This window comes from Bradyrhizobium sp. WSM2254, assembly GCF_000472645.1.
In the GTDB taxonomy this organism is placed as follows: Bacteria; Pseudomonadota; Alphaproteobacteria; order Rhizobiales; family Xanthobacteraceae; genus Bradyrhizobium; species Bradyrhizobium niftali.
In genome coordinates this window covers 43,546-64,559 of record NZ_AXAB01000026.1, presented here as the reverse complement: position 1 = coordinate 64,559, position 21,014 = coordinate 43,546, and the positions used below count along the sequence as shown (strand labels likewise).

Annotated in this window: 18 protein-coding genes; 13 read left to right on the top strand and 5 right to left on the bottom strand. The window is 60.5% G+C overall.

Going from position 1 to position 21,014, the window contains the following annotated elements:
* Positions 1 to 473: 473 nt before the first annotated feature.
* Positions 474 to 2,162, bottom strand: a complete 1,689-nt coding sequence (locus tag A3M7_RS46800; protein WP_245284288.1) for a carbohydrate porin — start codon at positions 2,160 to 2,162, stop codon at positions 474 to 476.
* Between the two features lie 176 nt (positions 2,163 to 2,338).
* The gene (locus tag A3M7_RS0119745) at positions 2,339 to 3,256 is read right to left on the bottom strand and encodes a TauD/TfdA family dioxygenase (protein WP_027545452.1); all 918 of its coding nucleotides are present in this window, start codon (positions 3,254 to 3,256) and stop codon (positions 2,339 to 2,341) included.
* Between the two features lie 2,307 nt (positions 3,257 to 5,563).
* On the opposite strand from A3M7_RS0119745, the gene A3M7_RS0119735 reads away from it, so the two are divergent.
* Positions 5,564 to 7,366: an ABC transporter ATP-binding protein gene (locus A3M7_RS0119735; protein ID WP_027545451.1), complete on the top strand. Its 1,803-nt coding sequence runs from the start codon at positions 5,564 to 5,566 to the stop codon at positions 7,364 to 7,366.
* A 549-nt stretch (positions 7,367 to 7,915) separates the two neighbouring features.
* Here A3M7_RS0119735 and hemN read toward each other — a convergent pair.
* From hemN to A3M7_RS0119720, 3 genes are all read right to left on the bottom strand, one after another.
* On the bottom strand, positions 7,916 to 9,250 hold the full coding sequence (hemN, locus tag A3M7_RS0119730) for an oxygen-independent coproporphyrinogen III oxidase (RefSeq protein WP_027545450.1): 1,335 nt from the start codon (positions 9,248 to 9,250) through the stop codon (positions 7,916 to 7,918).
* Between the two features lie 97 nt (positions 9,251 to 9,347).
* Positions 9,348 to 10,220: a xanthine dehydrogenase gene (locus A3M7_RS44645; protein WP_049823571.1), complete on the bottom strand. Its 873-nt coding sequence runs from the start codon at positions 10,218 to 10,220 to the stop codon at positions 9,348 to 9,350.
* 604 nt (positions 10,221 to 10,824) lie between these two features.
* Entirely contained in the window at positions 10,825 to 11,415 is a 591-nt protein-coding gene (locus A3M7_RS0119720) for a hypothetical protein (protein ID WP_027545449.1), read from the bottom strand.
* Positions 11,416 to 11,696: 281 nt separating this feature from the next.
* Here A3M7_RS0119720 and A3M7_RS0119715 point away from each other — a divergent pair, with 281 nt between their 5' ends.
* The 12 genes from A3M7_RS0119715 (at position 11,697) to A3M7_RS0119650 (ending at position 20,802) form a co-directional block, all read left to right on the top strand.
* The gene (locus tag A3M7_RS0119715; protein ID WP_027545448.1) at positions 11,697 to 12,011 is read left to right on the top strand and encodes an iron-sulfur cluster assembly accessory protein; all 315 of its coding nucleotides are present in this window, start codon (positions 11,697 to 11,699) and stop codon (positions 12,009 to 12,011) included.
* A 17-nt stretch (positions 12,012 to 12,028) separates the two neighbouring features.
* The gene (locus A3M7_RS0119710; protein ID WP_027545447.1) at positions 12,029 to 12,319 is read left to right on the top strand and encodes a NifU family protein; all 291 of its coding nucleotides are present in this window, start codon (positions 12,029 to 12,031) and stop codon (positions 12,317 to 12,319) included.
* Complete coding sequence (gene nifS, locus A3M7_RS0119705) at positions 12,316 to 13,509, top strand: cysteine desulfurase NifS (protein WP_371090201.1); 1,194 nt, start codon at positions 12,316 to 12,318, stop codon at positions 13,507 to 13,509. The genes A3M7_RS0119710 and nifS overlap by 4 nt, the downstream gene beginning before the upstream one ends.
* Positions 13,510 to 13,513: 4 nt before the next feature.
* A complete protein-coding gene (gene nifT, locus A3M7_RS0119700; RefSeq protein WP_027545445.1) occupies positions 13,514 to 13,738 on the top strand; it encodes a putative nitrogen fixation protein NifT in 225 nt (74 codons plus the stop codon).
* Complete coding sequence (locus A3M7_RS0119695; RefSeq protein ID WP_027545444.1) at positions 13,735 to 14,598, top strand: SIR2 family protein; 864 nt, start codon at positions 13,735 to 13,737, stop codon at positions 14,596 to 14,598. Before nifT ends, A3M7_RS0119695 begins: the two co-directional genes overlap by 4 nt.
* Before the next feature lie 382 nt (positions 14,599 to 14,980).
* Positions 14,981 to 16,477, top strand: a complete 1,497-nt coding sequence (gene nifB / locus A3M7_RS0119690; RefSeq protein WP_245284292.1) for a nitrogenase cofactor biosynthesis protein NifB — start codon at positions 14,981 to 14,983, stop codon at positions 16,475 to 16,477.
* A 13-nt stretch (positions 16,478 to 16,490) separates the two neighbouring features.
* Complete coding sequence (locus tag A3M7_RS0119685) at positions 16,491 to 16,715, top strand: 4Fe-4S binding protein (RefSeq protein WP_027545442.1); 225 nt, start codon at positions 16,491 to 16,493, stop codon at positions 16,713 to 16,715.
* Between the two features lie 133 nt (positions 16,716 to 16,848).
* Entirely contained in the window at positions 16,849 to 17,169 is a 321-nt protein-coding gene (locus tag A3M7_RS0119680; protein ID WP_027545441.1) for a nitrogen fixation protein NifZ, read from the top strand.
* Positions 17,170 to 17,437: 268 nt separating this feature from the next.
* Positions 17,438 to 17,797: a DUF3024 domain-containing protein gene (locus tag A3M7_RS0119670; RefSeq protein ID WP_027545440.1), complete on the top strand. Its 360-nt coding sequence runs from the start codon at positions 17,438 to 17,440 to the stop codon at positions 17,795 to 17,797.
* Positions 17,798 to 17,833: 36 nt separating this feature from the next.
* Positions 17,834 to 18,103 carry a hypothetical protein gene (locus A3M7_RS0119665; protein WP_027545439.1) on the top strand — a complete coding sequence of 90 codons (270 nt, stop codon included), beginning with the start codon at positions 17,834 to 17,836 and terminating at the stop codon, positions 18,101 to 18,103.
* A gap of 978 nt (positions 18,104 to 19,081) precedes the next feature.
* Complete coding sequence (gene nifH / locus A3M7_RS0119655) at positions 19,082 to 19,966, top strand: nitrogenase iron protein (RefSeq protein ID WP_027545437.1); 885 nt, start codon at positions 19,082 to 19,084, stop codon at positions 19,964 to 19,966.
* Positions 19,967 to 20,124: 158 nt separating this feature from the next.
* Positions 20,125 to 20,802 (top strand): nitrogen fixation protein NifQ, encoded by a 678-nt coding sequence (locus A3M7_RS0119650; protein ID WP_245284291.1) that lies wholly within the window; start codon positions 20,125 to 20,127, stop codon positions 20,800 to 20,802.
* The last annotated feature ends 212 nt before the right edge of the window (positions 20,803 to 21,014 follow it).

Sequence of the window (21,014 nt, the reverse complement as noted above, 5' to 3'; positions counted from 1 at the left end):
AGACTTGGTGCGAAGGTGCGGTTGAGAGAATTCCGGCGACCGCAACTTCACGCTGCGTGTTCGGTGGCGCAACTTGGCGCCAGCCGCGGACCAATAGCTGGGCCGCGTCGACGAGCATCCGAACACACGAACATGCTCGTCTCCTCTGACGGAAACCTGATGATGATGTCCGGTCGGTAAAGGTGCGGTCACTTCAGGTTGGAGTGATCAATGGGCGGGCGAAAAAGACCGGCGAGGACTTACCTCAACGAAGGGCTTACTAAGCGAATGGGACAATGGAGATTTGTCTCCGCGCGCGGCGTGAACGGCATTGCCGCCGTGGTCCCCGTCTCGCCTCATAGAGCAGCGGATGCCCCCGATGTTCGGACTGAACCTCGCGGTGGCCGGGCGACGGCAGAGTTCTTGCGCAGCTCGCGCTTAGAACTCGGCGGCTCCTTCCGGCATGGTACTCGCGGCAGAATCCACCCACGGATTTAGAAGAATACTGATGTCGACACCAAGACGTTCAGGGCATGTCCGGTTTGGCGTGTGTATGTAATGGTTGACGGATGATTGATGTATAGCAGGCCCAGGGTTGCATAAACCCCCGGCGCCAGCCGCGCAGTGTATCTTCCCGAGATCGCCGTACTATCGCGATGGACGAGATCGCCTTTGGCCAGGGCCGCATCGACTGCAAAGTGGCTCCAAGCGATATTGGTGGCAGCAATAGCAATCCGATCAGCTGGCCGGCTGTCAAATAGTCCTTTCGCATAAAGACGAAGCTCGAGATAGCGGCTGACCTTGTTGACGTCAGATGGAGCGTACATTGCGGAGAACCCGCCATAGATCCCGCGAGCTGGCGAACCTTGGGCATTAGATTGCCAAAACTGCCTGTCCGCGGCCACGTAGTAGGCGCTGTTCGCGTTGGCTCTCGGTTGGAGCGGATACGCCAAGTGCGGATAGCGGCTGTCATTGAAACCGATTCCAGCCCGCAACCAGGTCTCGGGCAATCCTGGAGCCGCCTTGTTCTTAAATCCAGTTTCATCAAGCAATAGAATGCCGGCGTCGGCCGTGCGCCAGTCCAAGCCGCTGGGATTTTCGGTTATGTGCGCCAATTGGCCATCCGGACTGACCGAGCGCTGGATCGAAAACTTGGTGTAGAGGCGATCATCAAAATTGTACTTCACGTTGAGAGCCGGCGTCGGCGCGGAATCGTTGCTCATTCCAGTTTGGGACAAGATGACCGGCGTCGGGCCAAATGGATTCATTCCCAAGAACTCGTCATGATTTCTGAGGTAACCCATTTTGAGTTCGAACTTCCTGTCGAAAAACGTCTGGTAATAGGCAATTGTATTGATCCCTACTCTATCGGGCCCGGCGGGCTTCCAGGTCCAATGTTGTTGCTCGGCTCCCACGGTTATCTGACCATCGGGAATTCCAAATCGGCTGAGATCGTAGGTCACGATCATGAAATTGACGGTACCGAATGTCGGACTCTCGCCAACATACCGCTGATTGAAGATGGTGCTTTTGGATGCATGCGGCAGCCGGTTGTCGATCAAGGTGTTTTGCGTCCACCCCACATAGCCGATCCCGAAATCCGCCAGCGCAGATCTAACTCCGCCCTTGTCCTGATCGATCGTATCCGCAGGCCCAGGTATATTGAGCCAAATGCCTTTTTCACGCAGGTTATCGAACTTCGCGAACGGGTCGAGTTTCTCTGGGGGCTTGGTCTCAGCAACTTTGTCTGCACGATCGTGCCTCGAGTCGGGGGCATTGGTCGCTTGTGCCGGCGCCGAGCGGGCGGCGAGAGGCGCTGTTCGCTTGAGCTGACGGCGTCGGACACTGACGGCCGCGCCGCTCTGCTTTTGAGTTGTTGGTCCAGGAGCCTCATCCGGCGTCTCGTTCGTGGTGTCTGATGCTTTCTCAGCTCCCGCCAACGCCGGACTGCAGACGAGACTCGCCGCAAAGGATATGGCGATGGCAAGCCCGGTTTGCGTCAGAGTAGATCGAGCGCTGAAGACCGGAGCCGCAGTCGAGCGGGTTCGAACCGACATAGCCGCGCCCGCATGCGACGTGAGTTTCCGCTCGCTGCTGCTAGCCTTGATAGATTGTGCGCCGACCAGATCGGCGCGGAGCTTACTCGCAACGTCCGGAAGCTGCTGCGTCAGCAAGCGCGTCATGGACGTCCATGAGCAAGGGGAGATCGCGGTCGGAGGAGATATCATCGCTCAAGGCGCCGGGACTGGACATTGTTTAATGCCGACAGCGGACCACGCTCGTGGATGCTGTAAGAGCAAACGAGCGGAAGAGACTGCGTCGGCGGGATCTTTGACGTCTCTGGGGAGCCTTACGCGATCTACGCGGGCGTCTCCTTGGCGGCCTTTATGCGCATCGAGCTCAATCGACCATCGGTGCTGACGGGCACCTCGCCAGCGACGGTGGCACGGCGAACGACACGACGCTGGTCGCCGTAATCCCTGACCGCATAATGTTGCGTGGCGCGGTTGTCCCAGATCGCCACATCACCCACCTTCCAACTCCACCGCACGGTGTTTTCGGGCGCGGTGATATGGGACTGGAAAAGGGTGAATAGCCTCTGGCCGTCATATTTCGGGATGCCAACCAAGCGTTGCACCACGTCGCCGAGCACCAGCGCGCGTTCTCCGGTTTCGGGATGGACACGCACGACGGGATGCTCGGTCTCATAGACCGTCCTGGCGAACACCTCGTCGAGATGCTTTTTGTCGGCCTCGCTGTTGGCCATGACGGAGTAGTCGAACGCATTGCTGTGAACCGCCCAGAGTTCGTCGGCAAGCCGTTGCAGCGGCGCGGAGAGGTCCAGATAGGCGGCCGCGGTGTTTGACCAGATCGTATCGCCGCCAAATTGTGGGATCACAACGCCCCGCAGGACCGCGATTTTAGGATAAGCCTCGAAGAAGGTCCCGTCGCTGTGCCAGAGGTCGGCTCGGCGAGGGGGGCGCGCGGAATCAATCTCGATCATCGATACCGTTCCCTCGACGACAGCGAGTATCGGATACGCCATAAGCGTTCCGAAGCGAAGGGCAACGCGCTCCTGCTCTGCGTTGTCGAGATGGCCCTGATCGCGAAAGAAGAGAACCTTGTGCTCGAGCAGCAGGCTGTTGATCGCGCTAATCGTCTCCGCCGGCAAATCGCCCGACAGCTTGATGTTCCTGATTTCAGCGCCGATCCGCGCCGCGCGCTTTGCGATATCGGCTTGCGGAATGATACTGTCGATCGAGGATATCTTGGTCATGCTGTCATTCTCCTGAAAGCGCATCTGTTCGCAAAACGAACCTTTCGGGCTGGGACGCGAACGAATAAGTCGCAGAAACGGACGGCACATGCAGTGTTATCAAGTGCCGCTGCGAATGGACCCGTTGCTGCGCGTTTCACGCGATAACAACGAGATCACGTTTGACCTGCACGACCTCTCATTTTTCGGTCGTTTGACATGCCCGGTCACCTCGAACAATTGCGAAGATTGGTAGTTGACCGAGACCCAAGCCTATCCATGTCGACGCGGGATCGACGAGGGAATGCTGCCGTCAGGTTCCTTGTATCCCCACGGCCACGACTCAGCAGGCGGGGCAGTAGAAGAGCTGATGATCTCGTTGTATTGCGTGGCCGCAGGTGTTTGACGATGTGCCATTGGCGCAAGCGGCGATGCAGCGCGCCATTCGTCGCGACTATGGGTCTTCATTGCACGCGTGTGGAGCGGGTGCCCCGCGCAAGCATTGCCGACGCCGGGGTGTTCCCCGATCGCGTGCTATTCGTGGGCGAGAAGGTCAAATCCATGCGGCGGTGAGCCGGATCATGGAGGACGCCGCAAAAGAACGGCAGATCCAGCTCTTGACGGTCCCTTCTGGCCCCTGCGTTGGATGATGTTCAACACCAGCCAAAGTTACGGCGGTTTGGAACGTCACGGGCGCGACTTGCGACAAACCGGTCGTGGACCGCCGCAACCGGCCGCTTGTGTGAGCGAAATCGAATTGCGAGGTCATTTCTATTGGGCGACGTGGCCTATACCGCCGCTCGCGAACGACGCCGGCCACAGTTGAGAACGAAAAGGCCCGCACGGCGGAGCCCCGTGCGGGCCTTCCTGGAATCGGTCAATCTGGTTACCTCCGCCAGTCTAGACCGATCCAAGCTCGCTACCATGTAAGGCTCGCAAAGCTGGAAGTTGCAAGCGGCTTGGGAGTTCAACGGTTTTCTGTGCTTGAAACCGAGAGAGTAGCTGAGGACGGGCGGCGATTTAGCCGGCCGCCTGACAATGCATGTCTAGTTATGAGTCGTACGGGATGAAGGAGATGAATGGGCTCCCATGACAGGCGCAGATCGAACGGATAAGTGAGAAGAGAGCGGCCCAGCACCGCAAACGGGGCCTCCGTCTCGATGGTCGCTGTTTGCTTGACCGAGCACTCCGGCGGAGGCGTCTCGTTCGCGACCTACAGTCGATCGTCACCTGCCGTGCGCCTTGAGCGCTTGGCCTTGTGGTTCCGCGTTCGGATGGAGCGTTTGGCCGAGCGCTCCGAGCTCTAACGGTGTCGCCGCGATGTTCTTGACCGTCGTCATGTGAATACTCCCTCAAGCTAGACACGCGCCTGTCATTTCGGTGGCGCGATACGCAATGCAAATCGCTTGCCGAAGGCAATGTGGTGCTTGACCGGCGAATCCAAAAAGGGTGGGCAGGGTGTCGCAACGCCTCACAAGCCCTTCGTCAGCAACTCTGCAGCGTACCTTGCGGTAACCGAGGCGAGACTGAGAAGCGTACGCTTTGCGACATGCGAGGAGAATTTGCACGGCCGCCTCTTGTCTGAGAGGGTTATGACTTTCAGACTCTAACCCTCAGACAAGAGGTGTTCCGATGGCTCAGGTCAGTCCTGTCCGCGGACGCATGATCGAGCACATGACTGTCCGAAAACGTGCCGCCGAGGCGGCGCCAATCAGGATGCCCAAGGTCCGTCTAGACGCCAGGACGTGCTCAGAGCTTGTAACAAGCGCGTTACGTGCACCCGTAGCAACGCCTTGCGCATCGGTCAACTACCAACCTTAGCAATTGATGGATACGGCGGACACATGGCAATCGTCTGGTCACGACGCTGCGCATGTCATGCGTCTTGGAAATCGTAATGCAATTGAGATCTGTGCGGGCGAACGAACCTGATGGACATGTTGACTGGTCGTCTGCAAGCACCAGCGTTACTCCAAGCGCGATCTCTTCTTTCTCGCGGAAAGCCATGATGGACGTTCGGTCGCGATCGCCGAGGAGGCGCGCGACTTCCTACTTTCCGATGACTGCGATCCCTCGAAGGAGAGGTCGTCCCGCGAGCAGGACGCTATGTATGAGAAAAGGCCGAAGACGTATGGTGCAAGAGGCGGGGAGTTCCCGGTCGTCTGAGAATGCCAGGTTTTCAGGTCTGACCGACTGCGATCGACGGCGTCGAGCGCCTCGCTCGGCGACGGGGTGCTGGCCGACTAGCGGTGATCCGTCGCGCCTTTGCGACCCTGCGGGTAATTCAGATGGAGCAGGCTTGCGCGGTGAGATTGGCCAGATTGCGCTATGACCGCTCCAGCTGATAAACCTCCTACCGCGATGCGGGTCGTGCTGCCCTTCGTGTTCCGGCACTGGCTGAAGCAGTCGGGGTGTACCCTTGTCGTGGCCGGCGGACTACTAGGTGCGACCCTCGCCGATCTTTTCATGCCGGTGTTTTCAGGACATCTGGTCGACGCGTTGACGCGTGGCCCGTCCGATCCCGACGCGCGCCATGCGACATTGGTCGCATTCGGCGCCATCGTTGCGCTGGGCGCAGCGTCGATGGTGCTGCGACTGATCGGCCTGCGGGCGATCGTGCCGTTGACGCTGAAGATCATGTCTGACGTGGCGCAGGACGCATTTCTGCGCGTGCAGCGCTTCTCGACCGACTGGCACGCCAACTCCTTCGCGGGCTCGACCGTGCGCAAGATCACGCGCGGCATGTGGGCGCTCGATCTGTTGAACGACACCCTCCTGCTGGCGCTGCTGCCGTCGCTGGCCGTGCTGATCGGATCGATGATCCTGCTCGGCGTGCACTGGGCCTCGCTCGGCGTGGTGATCGCGATAGGTGCGGCTAGCTATGTCACGATGACAGTGCTGTTCTCGACGCGCTACATCGCGCCGGCCGCGCGTGTCTCCAACGCCTGGGACACCAAGGTCGGCGGCACGCTGGCGGATGCGCTGACATGCAATGCGGTGGTGAAATCGTTCGGCGCCGAAACACGTGAGGATGCGCGGCTCGCCCGCGTCATCAGCCGCTGGCGCGTGCGCGTGCGGCGGTCCTGGCTGCGCCACAATTGCACCGGCCTATTGCAACTCTCGCTGCTGTTGTGCCTGCGCGGCTCGGTGATCGGCGGCTCGGTCCTGCTGTGGATGGCGGGGAACGCCTCGCCCGGCGACGTCACCTATGTGCTGACCAGCTACTACATCATCCACGGCTATTTGCGTGACGTTGGCATGCACATCAACAACCTCCAACGCTCGATCAACGACATGGACGAACTGGTCGCTATCCACGACGAGCCGATCGGCATCGCCGATGCTGCTGGCGCGCGACCCATCGCGATCGAGGGCGGCGAGATCGTGTTCGACGACGTCACGTTCCACTATGGCGGCCATATCGCGCCGCTCTATGACGGGCTGTCGGTGACGATCCGCGCCGGCGAGCGGGTCGGTCTCGTCGGCCGCTCCGGCGCTGGCAAGACGACCTTCGCTAAGTTGGTGCAGCGGCTCTACGACGTCTCCGATGGTCGCGTTCTGATCGACGGCCAGGACATCGCGCTGGCCACGCAGCAATCGCTGCGCAGCCAGATCGCGATCGTGCAGCAGGATCCGATCCTGTTCCACCGATCGCTTACCGAGAACATCGCCTATGGCCGGCCAGGGGCCAGCCGGGAGGCGATCGAGCAGGCGGCGCGGTTCGCAAACGCGCACGACTTCATCCTGCGGCTGCCGAGGGGCTACGGCACGCTGGTTGGCGAGCGCGGCGTCAAGCTCTCGGGCGGCGAACGGCAGCGCGTGGCGCTGGCGCGCGCCTTCCTGGCGGACGCACCGGTGCTGATCCTGGACGAGGCGACCTCGAGCCTGGATTCGGAATCGGAGGCGCTGATCCAGCAGGCGATGGAGCGGCTGATGAAGGGGCGCACCTCGATCGTGATCGCACACCGCCTGTCGACGGTGCGCAGCCTCGATCGCATCCTGGTGTTTGATCGTGGCGGTATCGTCGAGCAGGGCACACATGTTGCCCTGACCAAGCGGCCCGGTGGCATCTATCGCGGGCTGTTCGAGAGGCAGTTCACCGACTTCGGCCATATTTCGGCGGCAGGCTAGCCGCCGGCATCATTGCATTTGAGATCTCGGTCGTTTGAGACGAGGTCGCTGGTTTGCTCAGCGGAACCTCAAACGCCGTGATGCTATGCTGTTGGATCGTCTGTTCAAACTGAGCTTCGCGCAGCTCGCGCATTTCGCCAGAGGGACAGCTTTTGCGCTGGTTGTGAGCGCTAGCCCATCTGGCTGAGTTGCTGGGGATATCCGGATCGGCGGTTTGATGATGAAGGCTCGTCGCCGGGATGGAAACCTGCGGGGATGGCGAAACTGCTGTCGATGGAGCTTCGCGAACGGGTGCTTGTCTATATTTGGAGCGGTGTTTCAGGTCGGGAGGTGACGGAGCGTTTTGGCGTCAGCGCGGCGCGCGTAAGTCACTCGCGAACGCGCGAGCGGGAGCAAGGCGAAGTCCAGCCGCCAGAGCTCGGGGCGGTGATCGCTAGTCTCACCGGATTGATGACACAGCCGAATTTCACCGCAGCCCACTTGCATCAGGCAACCCATCACGCCGGCCCTTCCCGGTGGTTGCCTTCCACAAACGTCATCCGCATCGGACTAGTAGGGCGAGCGGTCGAGATATGCGTCGAATGCGGCAGCGACGGTGCGGAGCAAGAAGCGGTACTCCCGCCTCACGCGGATGAAGCCGCTTTCGATATCCACGACCCCGTCCTCGGCGAGCATTTGCAAGCGTTCAGCTGAATCGAGCAGGGGGATCGGATCAAATCCAAAGGTCGCACAGATTGCCGGAACATCAGCCTCCAGTTCGCACATCAGCCGCTCGATGATCGCGGCCCGGACGCGGTCTTCGTTGCCGAGAGGATAGCCCTTTGACGTCGCCAGACGGCCAGCGCGGATGTGGCGCGTGTAGGAACCCGTTGCAACCTCGTTCAGGACATAGCCGTGGCCGACACGGCCGATGGCCGAGGCACCGAGGCCGATAACGGTTTGACACGTATCAGCCGAGTACCCCAACGAGTTACGTCGCAAGCGACCGGTCTTCTGCGCCAGTGCGAGTTCGTCGTCCGGCAAGGCGAAATGGTCCAGCCCGATTTGGCAGTACCCGGCAGCAACCAGCGTGTCGCCCACCGCCGCAGCCTGTTCGGCACGGGCAACCGTGTCCGGCAGCAGGGCCTCATCGATCAGACGCTGATTTTTCTTGTAGGAGGGAACATGCGCGTAACCGGACACAGCAAGGCGGTCGGGGCGCATCGCCACCACCGTCTCCGCGGTCCGGGCGCAGGACTGCACTGTCTGATTTGGCAGACCATAGATGAGGTCGAAGTTGATGCGGGTTATTCCATTCCCGCGAAGATTTTCGACGGCACCCGCCGTCTCCGCTTCACTCTGGATCCGGTTGATGGCCTTTTGAACGACGGGATCGAAGCTCTGCACACCCAGGCTTGCGCGGTTGACGCCGGCGGCTCCAAGCGTTTCAGCCATTTCGATCGTGAAGGTGCGCGGGTCGATCTCGACAGCGACCGTAGCCCCATCCCTCAAGGTGAAGCGGCGGCGCAGGACTTCCATCAGGGCGAGGAACTCGGATGGCGGGATGAGGGTCGGGGTTCCGCCGCCGAAATGCACGTCGCTCACGGGCAGCGCAGGCGGCGCTTGCGCCGCGACCAGACGGGTTTCCTCATGCAGGACCGCCAGATAATTGAGGATCGGCGCATCCCGGCCAGTCCTGGTCCTCGGAAAGCCGCAATACCAGCAGATCGACCGGCAAAACGGAACGTTGATATAGAGCGACACGGCGTCATCGGTCGGCAGGCGCCGCAACCATTCCTCACAATCCTTGGGGCCGACCGCCGCGGAGAACTCCGGTACGGTTGGATAGATGGTGTACCAAGGCAGGCGGGCATCGTAATGCCTTTTGAGGATTGAGGTCTGCAAGGTTACTGTCCCATGTTAGCTCAGCCTGCCCGCTGCGGGGGTCGACACTGTCCAAAAGGCAAAATGACGCGTTCCAGGCGGCTGTTGCGGCGGCCCGTCACGCGTGTCCCGACATCTCCGGTTCAACGACCAGGCCGAACCGCTGCGCCGCACCTCGAAGGACCGCACTTAACGTCGCTTTGGCGATTGCCCGGCCGCGGTCGTCGATGCCGGTCCATTGCGCCAGCACGCCGCGCGGGTCGATCTCGAGCAGCTTGACGCCGCAAGGAACCTCGGTCCCGTCACGGATGATGCCGCGCAATACGCCATCGCGCGGCGCTATGATGGGCTCGCCGGAAAGATGGCCGAGCACGAGATCCTTCTCGACATGCGTTCCAATTGCAACCGAAGTTCGCCAGCTACCAACAAAGCTGGAATAAACAAAACGTTCGGCGCCGAGATCACCGAGCCGGCTCGTAATTCCGTCAGCCGCATCCGTCCAGCCGTCTCGCTGGACCAGGCCGATCCTGCCGGGCCGGGTTTCGATCGCGACATCGCAATTCGAACTCGTGGAGAAGCCTGGGCCCAGACCTATGGTCAGTCCCGCGAGCCGCCGCAGGTCGGGCCTGATCTGGCGCTTCTGCAGACGCGCGTCGATCAGCACATCAATGCGGCGGATCGGAAGGAGGTCGACAAGGCCGAGACGGGAGACGATGACCCGTCTTCGTCGGCTAGCGTCCCCGCGGATCGCCCTGAGCACCTGCATGGCGTCGTCGAGGCGTTCACCCATAATATCTTCGACCTGTGCCGTCCCGGCGAAGAGCGCGTCATGGAACGCCATCCTGCGCCGGATCACAGGCGGATCGGGATCATGCGACAGCACCACGCAAGTTCCGCCGCGCGCAAGATGGACGGCGATCGCAGACGCAATCTCATTGGTGCCGAGGATGATCGCGAACAGTCGATCCTGATGATCAGTTTCTAAAGACATTCAGACCTCTAATCGAAGTGTCCTCGCTTCTGCAAACGCTGCCGACAAAGCAGTTGCGCTGGATGATTGCGTCGAACACCTGAGCAAGAGCCGCGCCAATTGACAGATGCCTTGGCTCTCTTGCCGCGAACGATTGCAGGACCGTTCAGCATGAGTTCTGTCCCAAAGCAACGAACGGCTTGCTGATGAATCGCGAACCTGTTTGGAAACCCACATCGCGCAGAAAGCCGGAAGCATCCACGTCGGTTCTTGGTCCGAAAGCGTTCAGTGCGCTAGCCCCGTGGGTTTCATCTCGCGATCGTTGACGAGGACGACAGCCGCGAAGCCATTGGTTGCCCTTGTAGGGTGCTGGTGGACTCTGTTCGTTGCACCGCAAGGGTGGGATCGCCGTCAATTTGAATTCCAACGCAAGAAGTTCCTGGCCGCACCGGCATCTGTCCGATCGAGTCGCCGCGGATCGGCTCAGCGCGTCGCGCGGCCGCCGCGTTGATCGCGTCGCAACGCGAGCGGCTCGCGCTCATCACTCCGATGGAAATGGACCGCGACATCTGCTGACGGCGCGACCCGTCGAGGAGGCCGCTTCGACGAGATCCAAAGTCAGCGCTCAAACCGGGCGGTTCTGATTGCGGTTTTTCACGGGGCCCATCCGCTTCAGCCCGTCTTCGTAAGGGATCTCCTCATAGGAGGCATCGAGAGCCGTGGCTGCGTCGAGCAGGTAGTCCAGCTTGCCGCCTGCATCGAATTTCTTGAAGTCGTTCTTATCGAGCCCGGCCAGGTCCATCATCTCTTTCCAGACGGTCGATTCATCGCACGGGAGGATGTGGAAGGTGATGTCGCCGACCTTGGTCCGGTATTTCGCCAACAGATCTATATTGTTGCAGAACATGAAGTAGCGCCCGTCGGGCTTCAGCGCGCCGTCCAGAACGCTGCTGACGTCGGTCAGATAGGCCAATGAATGCAGATAACCGGCCAGCACCGGGATTGTGCTTTCGCCCTCCTGCGCGACCGTCAAGACCTGCTCGATTGAATAATCCGGCGGCCGCTTCTCGTCCGCGAGCTGGGCCTGGAACTTCAACGCGATATCGCCACGAAAACCGAATCGGCCCGCCCTGGTCGTGTCGCCCTTGAGAACGGCATTGAGAAGTCGCCCCTCCTTGTCCAGTCGGCCGAGCGCGGTGTTCTCGATTGCAGTCATGAAAATCGTCCTCGATCTAAGCTCATCACCGGTCCTCGACCGGCGCAACACGAACTGCAAATTGCTTGCCGAGCCCCGCACTGCGTTTCATCTGCGTAAACCCCTTAAAGAAACGAAACGATCGCGCTCCAATCCCGAAAACAGCATCGTCAGGAAGACGACACGGGTCGCAAAGCCAACAGGCGGGAATTGAAAAACTGAAGCCCTATCAGGCGCGTATGCGCTGGCATGCGAATTGCCAACCTGAAGTCAGCCGAGTCACGCAGGTGAAAGGGTGAACCATGATCAATTTGACAGATAACGCACTGAATGCCGTCAGGGGGGTGATTTCAACATCGGGAGCAAGCGGCTTGCGCATCACGGTTGAGTCCGGCGGCTGTGCCGGGTTCAAATACATCATGGGCTTGGCCAATGAGACGACGTCGGACGATACCGTGATCGAGCGCGACGGGGTCAAGTTGTTCGTCGACAACGACAGCCACAAATATCTCGCCGGCACCACCATCGATTTCGTGCTGGCGCAGGAGGGCTCCGGATTCACCTTCGACAACCCGAACGCCAACGCGGGCTGCTCGTGCGGCAAATCCTTTGGCTGACGAAAGAGGTCGCAAGCATGCTGGCCGAATCCAAGCATCTGAAACAACTGCCGGCCGCCGAGATGGACCGGGAGCAAGTGATTCGCGCTTTGATCGAGGAGATCCGCCCCAATCTGAAACGCGACGGCGGTGACTGTCAGCTGGTTGCAATCGACGGCACCAAGATCATGGTCAAGCTGACCGGGGCCTGTGTGCTCTGCAAGCTGTCGGCTGCGACGCTGGAGGGCATTCAGGCGCGGCTGATCGAAAAGCCCGGCGAATTCGTTCGCCTGATCCCGGTTGTCGGCGCGCCTACGGCGCCATATTGAGCAGGGTTTCAGTGGCTATTTATCTCGACAACAACGCGACGACCCGAACGGATCCGTCGGTCGTGCAGGCCATGTTGCCGTTTTTCGCCGAGCGGTTCGGCAATGCCTCCTCAGCCCATGCCTTTGGCAGGCAGGTCGCGGGCGCCATGCGGCAGGCACGCCGCAGCGTGCAGGCGCTAGTAGGGGCTGCCCATGATGACGAGATCGTCTTTACTTCCGGCGGGACGGAATCCAACAATGCCGCCATTCTCTCAGCGCTGGCGACGCAGGAGGGCCGGGACGAGATCGTCACCACCTCGGTCGAGCATCAGGCGATCCTGGCGCTGGTCGAACAGGTGGCCCAAAGCGGGGCCAAGGTTCATCTGATCGCAGTGGATTCGCGCGGCCGGCTCGACCTTGAGGCTTTTCGGTCGGCGCTTGGACCACGTACGGCGATTGCATCGGTGATGTGGGCCAACAACGAGACCGGAACCATCTTCCCGGTGGAACGTCTGGCCGGATGGGCGCGCGCCTCCGGCGCGCTGTTTCATACCGATGCCGTGCAGGCGGTCGGCAGGGTACCCATTGACCTGAAGGCCAGCGTTATCGACATGCTGTCGCTGTCCGGGCACAAGCTGCATGGACCCAAGGGGATCGGCGCGCTTTACTTACGCAACGGCACGACATTCAGGCCGCTGATCCGGGGCGGAGGACAAGAACGCCGGCGCCGCGGCGGAACCGAGAACATCCCCGGCATCGTCGGTCTCGGAAAAGCGGCAGAGCTTGCTGCAGAGCGGCTCGACCGAGCGCGCGTTCGTGTTGCTGCGCTGCGCGATCGTTTGGAGCAGTCGATCTTGCAGAACGGTCACTGCACGGCCCTTGGCGACCACTGTAACCGGTTGCCGAACACAATCAATATCGCCTTCGAGGGCCTCGAAGGGGAAGCGATCGTCCATCACCTCAATCGCGCCGGCATTGCCGCGTCGCTCGGGTCGGCTTGTAGCTCAGGCGCGATGGAGCCATCGCATGTGCTGCGCGCCATGCATGTGCCGGCGAGCAGCCTGCCCGGCGCGGTGCGCTTTTCGCTGTCCTATGAAACCACCGCTGAAGAGATCGACCAGGTCGTGCGTGCGCTGTCCGACATCCTGGTCCGTCTGCGTGGCATGTCCCGAGAGCTCGCCCCGCTAGCAATCCGTAATTCCTGGAGTTGATCTCATGAAAGTCATGATCCGCCGCTCTCCCGAGGCGGGCCTGTCGATTTATGTGCCCAAGAAGGATCTTGAAGAGCGGATCGTCGAATCCGAGCACGAGACACTGTGGGGCGGTTGGATCAGATTAACGAATGGATGGGTGCTCGACCTGCCCGAGATGGCGAGCGATACGCCGCTGCCGATCACGGTCAATGCCAAAAGGATTGGCGGGGACGGCGATGAACGATGAGCGCAATGCCGCAAATCAACTGTCTCAAAGGGACGGATGCAGAGGCTCGGCTCGCCGATGTTGCGGCCAGACTGCATGCCGGCACCATTGTTCCCTATCTCGGGCCCGGGCTCGCCGAGTTGTCCAAGCCTGAGGTGCCAGTGACACCTGATGCGCTGGCGATCTTCTTCGGCACCAAGGTCGCGCTGCCGCGTCGGGCCCGCGGCAATGCCTGGGCTGCAGCACAGCATATCGAGAGCAACAAGCATCGGTCCACGGTGACGGGATTGATGGCTCAGGCGTTCGCCGCGCCGGTCGAGGCAACGGCCCTGCATCGTCATCTTGCTGCGTTACGCTTACCGATGATCGTCGATACCTGGTATGATGGCGCAATGCGCGCATCGCTTGGCAAGCGTGAGGGATGGGGCGAAGTGCAAGGGATTACCCGCGCCGGCATCGGCGAGCTTCGCTGGTACCGTTTCTATGATGCCGATGGCGTAGAGGTCGAGTCCCCGGCTGCCGGCGCCTGGACCACGGTCCTCTACAAGCCGCATGGCGGCGTGCTGCCGGCAAGAAACTTCCTGATCTCCGACGCCGATTATGTCGAAGTTCTGACCGAGATCGATATCCAGACGCCGATTCCGGAGATCGTGAGGGAGCGGCGGCTTGGGCGAAACTTTCTTTTTATCGGCTGTCGGTTCGACGATCAGCTGCTGCGCATTTATGCGCGGCAGATCACGAAGCGCTCGGCAGACATTCATTATGCCATTGTCGAGCCGGATGCGCTCTCGCGAAACGAGCTGCGGTTCCTGCTCGACCAGAGCTTGACCCCGCTCGCGATTGCGCTTCCGCGCGCCGTGGAGATCTTGCTGGCCAATTAGAGGCGCTGTCAAACCGAGCCGGGCCGCCTCGGCCCGGCCCGTAGCGGCCGTCCGGTCACGGGGAAAGTGTCGGTGCCGCTGAGCAGGAGCGCGTTGCAAGACAGGCGCCGTCATCCGTCTCACCAGCCCAACGCCTGTCGCATTTCCAACACGCCGTATGCTCGCTGTCGGCTGCGCAACAGCGCAGATCGCTCTGACTAACTGATTGGCGGAGATGAGAAAATCCGTCGCCTGCGGCGATGGCATGTGAGTTGCTAACCCAGGTTCAGGGGTTCGCTCAGGAGTGGCTCCGGGAAGCCTGTTTGGCTTGGAGAAAGAATTGGACATGGACGTAGTGGAGCGCGGTAGCAGCGCTAGAAATGCGCGAAATGGCGGCGAGACCATGCTGGCGGCCCAGCCTAAGAGCTGCGGCATCTCGGTCGGCGACGGCAAAGCGAGCTGCGGGGCACACGGGGGCCAAGACGATCTGCCGCCGGCGATCTGGGACAAGGTGAAGACGCACCCCTGCTACAGCGTCGAGGCGCATCACCACTACGCGCGCATGCATGTTGCGGTTGCGCCAGCTTGCAACATGCAGTGCAACTACTGCAATCGCAAATATGACTGCGCCAATGAATCGCGCCCGGGTGTGACCAGCGAGAAGCTCACCCCCGAGCAGGCGGCCAAAAAGGTGCTCGCGGTCGCCTCCCGCATTCCGCAGATGACCGTGCTTGGCATTGCCGGTCCCGGCGATCCCCTGGCCAACCCAGACAAGACCTTCAGGACCTTCGAGCTCGTGGCCGAAGCCGCGCCCGACATCAAACTGTGTCTATCGACCAACGGGCTCGCCTTGCCCGATCACGTCGATACCATCGCCCGGCTGAACATCGAGCACGTCACCATCACAATCAATATGATCGATCCCGAGATCGGCGCTCAGATCTATCCGTGGATCTTCTACAACCACAAGCGATACAGCGGACTCGAGGCGGCGAACATCCTGAGCAGGCGTCAGCTCAGTGGTCTCGAAATGCTCTCCGCGCGAGGCATTCTCTGCAAGGTCAATTCAGTCATGATCCCGGGCATCAACGAGCGGCACCTGGTTGAGGTCAACAAAGCCGTGAAGTCGCGTGGCGCTTTCCTGCACAACATCATGCCGCTGATCGCAGCCCCCGAGCACGGCACCATGTTCGGTCTCAAGAGCCAGCGCGTGCCGAGGACAAGCGAATTGAAGGCCCTGCAGGACGCATGCGAAGGCGAGATGAACATGATGCGCCATTGCCGCCAATGCCGCGCCGACGCGGTCGGACTGCTCGGCGAGGATCGAAGCGCGGAGTTTACGAAGGAGAAGATTGTGACCATGACCGTCAACTACGACCTCGAGGCGCGCAAGGCCACCCAGGCTGGAATCGAGGCGGAACGCCGCGCCAGGATAATGCCAAGGCAGGAGGACGTGGGGGAGCATGCAGGCGGGACAAGCGATATCAAAGTGCTGATCGCGGTTGCAACCAAGGGCGCTGGGCTCATCAATGAGCATTTTGGGCATGCCAACGAGTTCCAGGTGTACGAAGTATCGCAATCCGGCGCAAAATTCGTCGGTCACCGCCGCGTCGATCACTACTGCCAAGGCGGTTATGGCGCGCAAGATAACCTTGCGGCCATCATCCGCTCTATCAATGACTGCCATGCCGTGTTCGTCGCCAGGATCGGTGGTCGGCCGACGAGCGAACTCCACAAGGCTGGCATCGAGCCGGTCGATCAATACGCGCACGAGTTCATCGAGACGTCCGCGATCGCATGGTTCAGCTCTTATCTCAAGAAGGTGAAGAGCGGCGAGATCCAGCATGTCGACCGGGGTGACGGAGCGATCCGGCAGGACCCGATGATGTCGGTGGCGTGAAAGAGGACATCGGATGCCGTTCAAGATCATTTCTTCGCAATGCACAGGCTGCTCCGCTTGTGAGACCGAATGTCCCAACGTGGCAATCTTCGAGAAGGGCGGAACGTTCGTGATTGACCCGAAAAAATGTACCGAATGCATCGGTCACTTCGAGGAGCCGCAATGTGTTGCGGTCTGTCCGGTCGACAAGACCTGCGTCATCGACACCTCATTGCCGCGCTACCAGCCGCCGGCCTGAACGAGCGTAAGCGTCATGGAGTTCATGTTGACAGTAGCTGCAGAGAATCGCCGGCTTCATCCCGGCAATCGCGGCCACGGCGGCCAGCGAGCTCGCAGGATGCGGCCCGATCAAGTTCACGACGGAGTGACGCATGAGCAACATCGTCCGCGACAGTGACGTCATAGAGCTGGATGGACCGCCGGTCTTCAACCTTGGTGAAAAGGTGAAGGCCAATCGCACCGTTCGCAATGACGGGACCTACGCCGGCAAGGAGATCGGGGACATCCTGGCCAAGAAAGGCGAGGTCGGTTACGTCGTTTCCATCGGGACGTTCCTGCAGCAATTCTACGTCTATGGTGTCGAGTTTCTTGAAACCGGCCACCGCGTCGGAATGAAATGCAAGGAACTTGATTCGGTGGACGGGGACTCTGGGCTCGACAGTCGGCCATTGCGGGAAGGGCCCCCATCATGATCGCGCCCCTTCATTCGACATCCGAATGGCGCCCGCGGCTCAAATCCGCCGGCGACCCCATCAACGGCGGCTTGTTTGACGCCTGCGCGCCCTTGACGGCTCTTGTAGGCACTGGCCGCATCGGTGAGATCGTGCGCTTGAGAGCGAGCACGCAAGCGAACATAGGGACCTAATTTCCATAGTTTTGCCGGGCGGTTCCATAGTTTTGCCGGGCGGCCGGTCGGCTGTCCTGAAGCGCAAAGAACGCGGCTCTAAGGGGGCTTTCACAATGAATGCTGCGGTCATGAAAAGGGCAGTCGTCGGCCTCAAGGCTCACCCGAACGAGGTCGATCGCAAGCGGATCGAATGCGCATTGGGCTCCCGCAAACGCTATCGTTATGTCTCACCCAGTGTGAAGCCGGTTAAGGGGGGATATCTCATCGAGAGCCCCTGCTGCTCACGCGACATCGACAAGGATGGCGGCGTGATCGATGTCGCGTTGATCCATCATGACGCCGTGTGCGGACTGTGGAAGATGTTTTGGAAGGACCATGCGCGAGGAGTTTGGCAATTCCACAGCGTCCATCAGCGGCTGAGCGCAGCGACAGATGAGCTAAATGCCGATCTCGACCGGGTGTTCTGGCGGTAACGCTACTGTTTACGCACACAAACGATAAAGTCGGTCATGGCACTGGACGAAAACGAACTGATCGAACTTGAACAACTGATCACGGCGGCAGAAGGCCGCGCGAGCCCCTTGACCGAGCTGCGGCGCCGCTTTCCCCATCTCGCCCTGGTGCGATGCGATGCGTCTGATGTCACCGAGCCGCCCTTTCGCAGCTTTCTGCATTACGACCTGCACTTGATCGACCGGTCCGAACACTGCGTCCAGATCACAGCCGATCCGCTGCTGGCGATTGGCATTGTTTTGGCGGCAAGGGACCCTTCGGGGTGACTGGGGTTGCATTCGCAGACGTTCACGGCCCTTTCGCGGGTGCGGTCATAGCGCATCACCGTTGCCGCCGTGACGAGTTCCGGGACGTGGAAAAGATCGCCGATGTCGGGGTGCGCTGCCGCTTTCGCACCGATGAGGATCGAATTCGTTGAAACGATGACTGGCGCGTCCATCAACATGGGCATGCGCGCAGTTCTCTGCGAGGAACCTCTGGAACTTGATCGAAGGCAGCCGATCCGGGAGCGGCCATGTGGGTCAGCCATTAATGTCTCGATCGCGATCTCCCCGTCGATTGTCGTGAAGAAGCCGCATGCGAGCGGCCTGAGTCAGGCTCTCGATGATCGATCAGCGCCCGCTCATGCGTCGTCGCTCTCGTGAGGACCCCAGCCAGCACAGTAGAATTCGAGCCAATCGGCATCCCTGCGCGCTGGCACTCGGAAGCGTCTCGGTTTCGATGTCGTGATGCAGCGCGAACGGGAAGACCAACCGGTCATCACATCCTTATCAAGCGCGAACACCTGTCTTTGGTGCACGGGGGCCACTCGAACTTCGATGCTGATCGGAGCATCATTTCTGAAAAGCGTACCGAGAGGCTCGACCGCAGCTGCATTTCAAACCATCCGCAGTTCCGTCTGGCGCACGAATGCGCCGCCATCAATCATATGTTTCGTCAAAATTGTGAGCGCTGTCAGATTACACACAGCCGCACAGCTGCTGTCAGGTTCGAAACATCCAGCGCGATGAGAAATCTCGCGAAGTTGTAGTGCATCATCAGAAGCTTAAACAGGCCGCCGGCGTTGGCACGGCAGTTGCTACTGCGATGCAGCAACACTGAGTAAGGGCTGAGTGCACGCCGACGCGCAAGACGAGCGATGCTCTCCTACCCTTGGACCCGTGTGCCCCGTTTCTGAAAGAGAAACAAGCTCGCGTGCAAAACAGCATGCAATCTTTGGCAAATCGGTTGATGGAGAGAGCAACATGGCTTCACTGAGACAAATCGCGTTCTACGGCAAGGGTGGTATCGGAAAGTCGACCACGTCCCAGAACACGCTGGCGGCGCTGGCGGAGATGGGTCACAAGATCCTGATCGTGGGCTGCGATCCCAAAGCGGACTCCACTCGCCTTATTCTGCACGCCAAGGCGCAGGACACAATCCTGAGTCTGGCTGCCAATGCCGGCAGTGTCGAGGACCTCGAACTCGAGGACGTGATGAAGATCGGCTATAAGGACATCCGCTGCGTCGAGTCGGGTGGCCCGGAGCCCGGGGTCGGCTGCGCGGGCCGCGGCGTCATCACCTCGATCAACTTCCTGGAGGAGAACGGCGCCTATGAGGAGCGCGACTACGTTTCCTATGACGTGCTGGGCGACGTCGTCTGCGGCGGCTTTGCGATGCCGATCCGCGAGAACAAGGCGCAGGAAATCTACATCGTGATGTCCGGCGAGATGATGGCCATGTATGCTGCCAACAACATCTCCAAGGGCATTCTGAAATATGCGAGCTCCGGCGGCGTGCGGCTCGGTGGCCTCATCTGCAACGAGCGGCAGACCGACAAGGAGCTGGAGCTCGCGGAAGCGCTCGCCAAAAAGCTCGGCACTGAGCTGATTTATTTCGTGCCGCGCGACAACATCGTGCAGCATGCGGAGCTGCGGCGCATGACCGTGCTGGAATACGCGCCGGACTCCAAGCAGGCGGATCACTATCGCAACCTCGCGGGCAGGATCCACAACAATGGCGGCAAAGGCATCATCCCGACTCCGATCACCATGGACGAGCTCGAGGACATGCTGATGGAGCACGGCATCATGAAGGCCGTTGATGAGTCCATCGTCGGGAAAAGCGCCGCCGAACTTGCGGCATCGTAAAAGGGCGCAACGCCGCAGCCCGGCCCTCCCAATACTCAAAAAGGAGGGCCGGCAGTTGTGCGAAAGGGTGTCTCCCGAGTGCAGACGCGGTGATACAGACTTGACCAATGTGGAAAGGGTAGCGGACGCCCATGTTCGAAGAGCAGTTCTATCCTGTCATGGTTGTCGAGACGAATGATGGGAGCGGCCAGGAATGTAGGGGAATTGCGAGCTATCGTCTGCTGACCGGGATGCACCCCGCAGATGCGGACATAGACCATGACAGCAGTTTCGATCGGCATGTGCTGGCGTCCATTTTCGCGGCCAGTGCGATGGAAGGTGGTCTTCTGTTTGAGAAGGTCGGCCTGTCCAGCGATGAGCTGGCGGCATTGCTCAAGCAAAATTTTCCGTCGGTTCGGATCAAAGGCGATGACTTGCTGCTGGATTCCAAGCGCGATGACAACGACGAGGTCACAATGGTGCGTGATCTCTTGCTCGCACAACGATCGACGCAAGGGGACACCGGCCGTTGGCTGGCCGCGATGATCGCGCGCCGCGCCATGGAGCCGAATCATCTGTGGGCAGATCTCGGATTGCGCAATCGTGGTGAACTGTTGCGTCTCCTCAACCGCCATTTCGGACCGCTCGCCAGGCGCAACGTCAATAATATGCGCTGGAAGCGCTTTTTTTATCGCAGGCTATGCGAGGACGAGGGCCTCATCTTGTGCACGACGCCGGTGTGCACAGAGTGCAAGGACTTCAACCACTGCTTTGGCGATGAAAGCGGTGAGAGCCGCATGGCCGAGCGCCGGCGTGACGTTCTGTTGGCGCCGGCCGCTGTCGCGGGCGGCAACTGACCCGTATTCCCGCCTCCCGATAGGTAGTTCTTTGGCGCAACTGCCGCCCGACGGTCGCGCAGCTGGCCGATGAGGTGCAGGTGACGCGGCCAAATCTGGCGCAGCGGATTACGGCGCCAACCAGCGAGATGATCTTGTGCTCAAGGCCGGCTTGCGCCCAAGCTGTAGCGGTCTGACGGGCTCAGTGCTTTGGCCGGCGCGGACAGAGAATG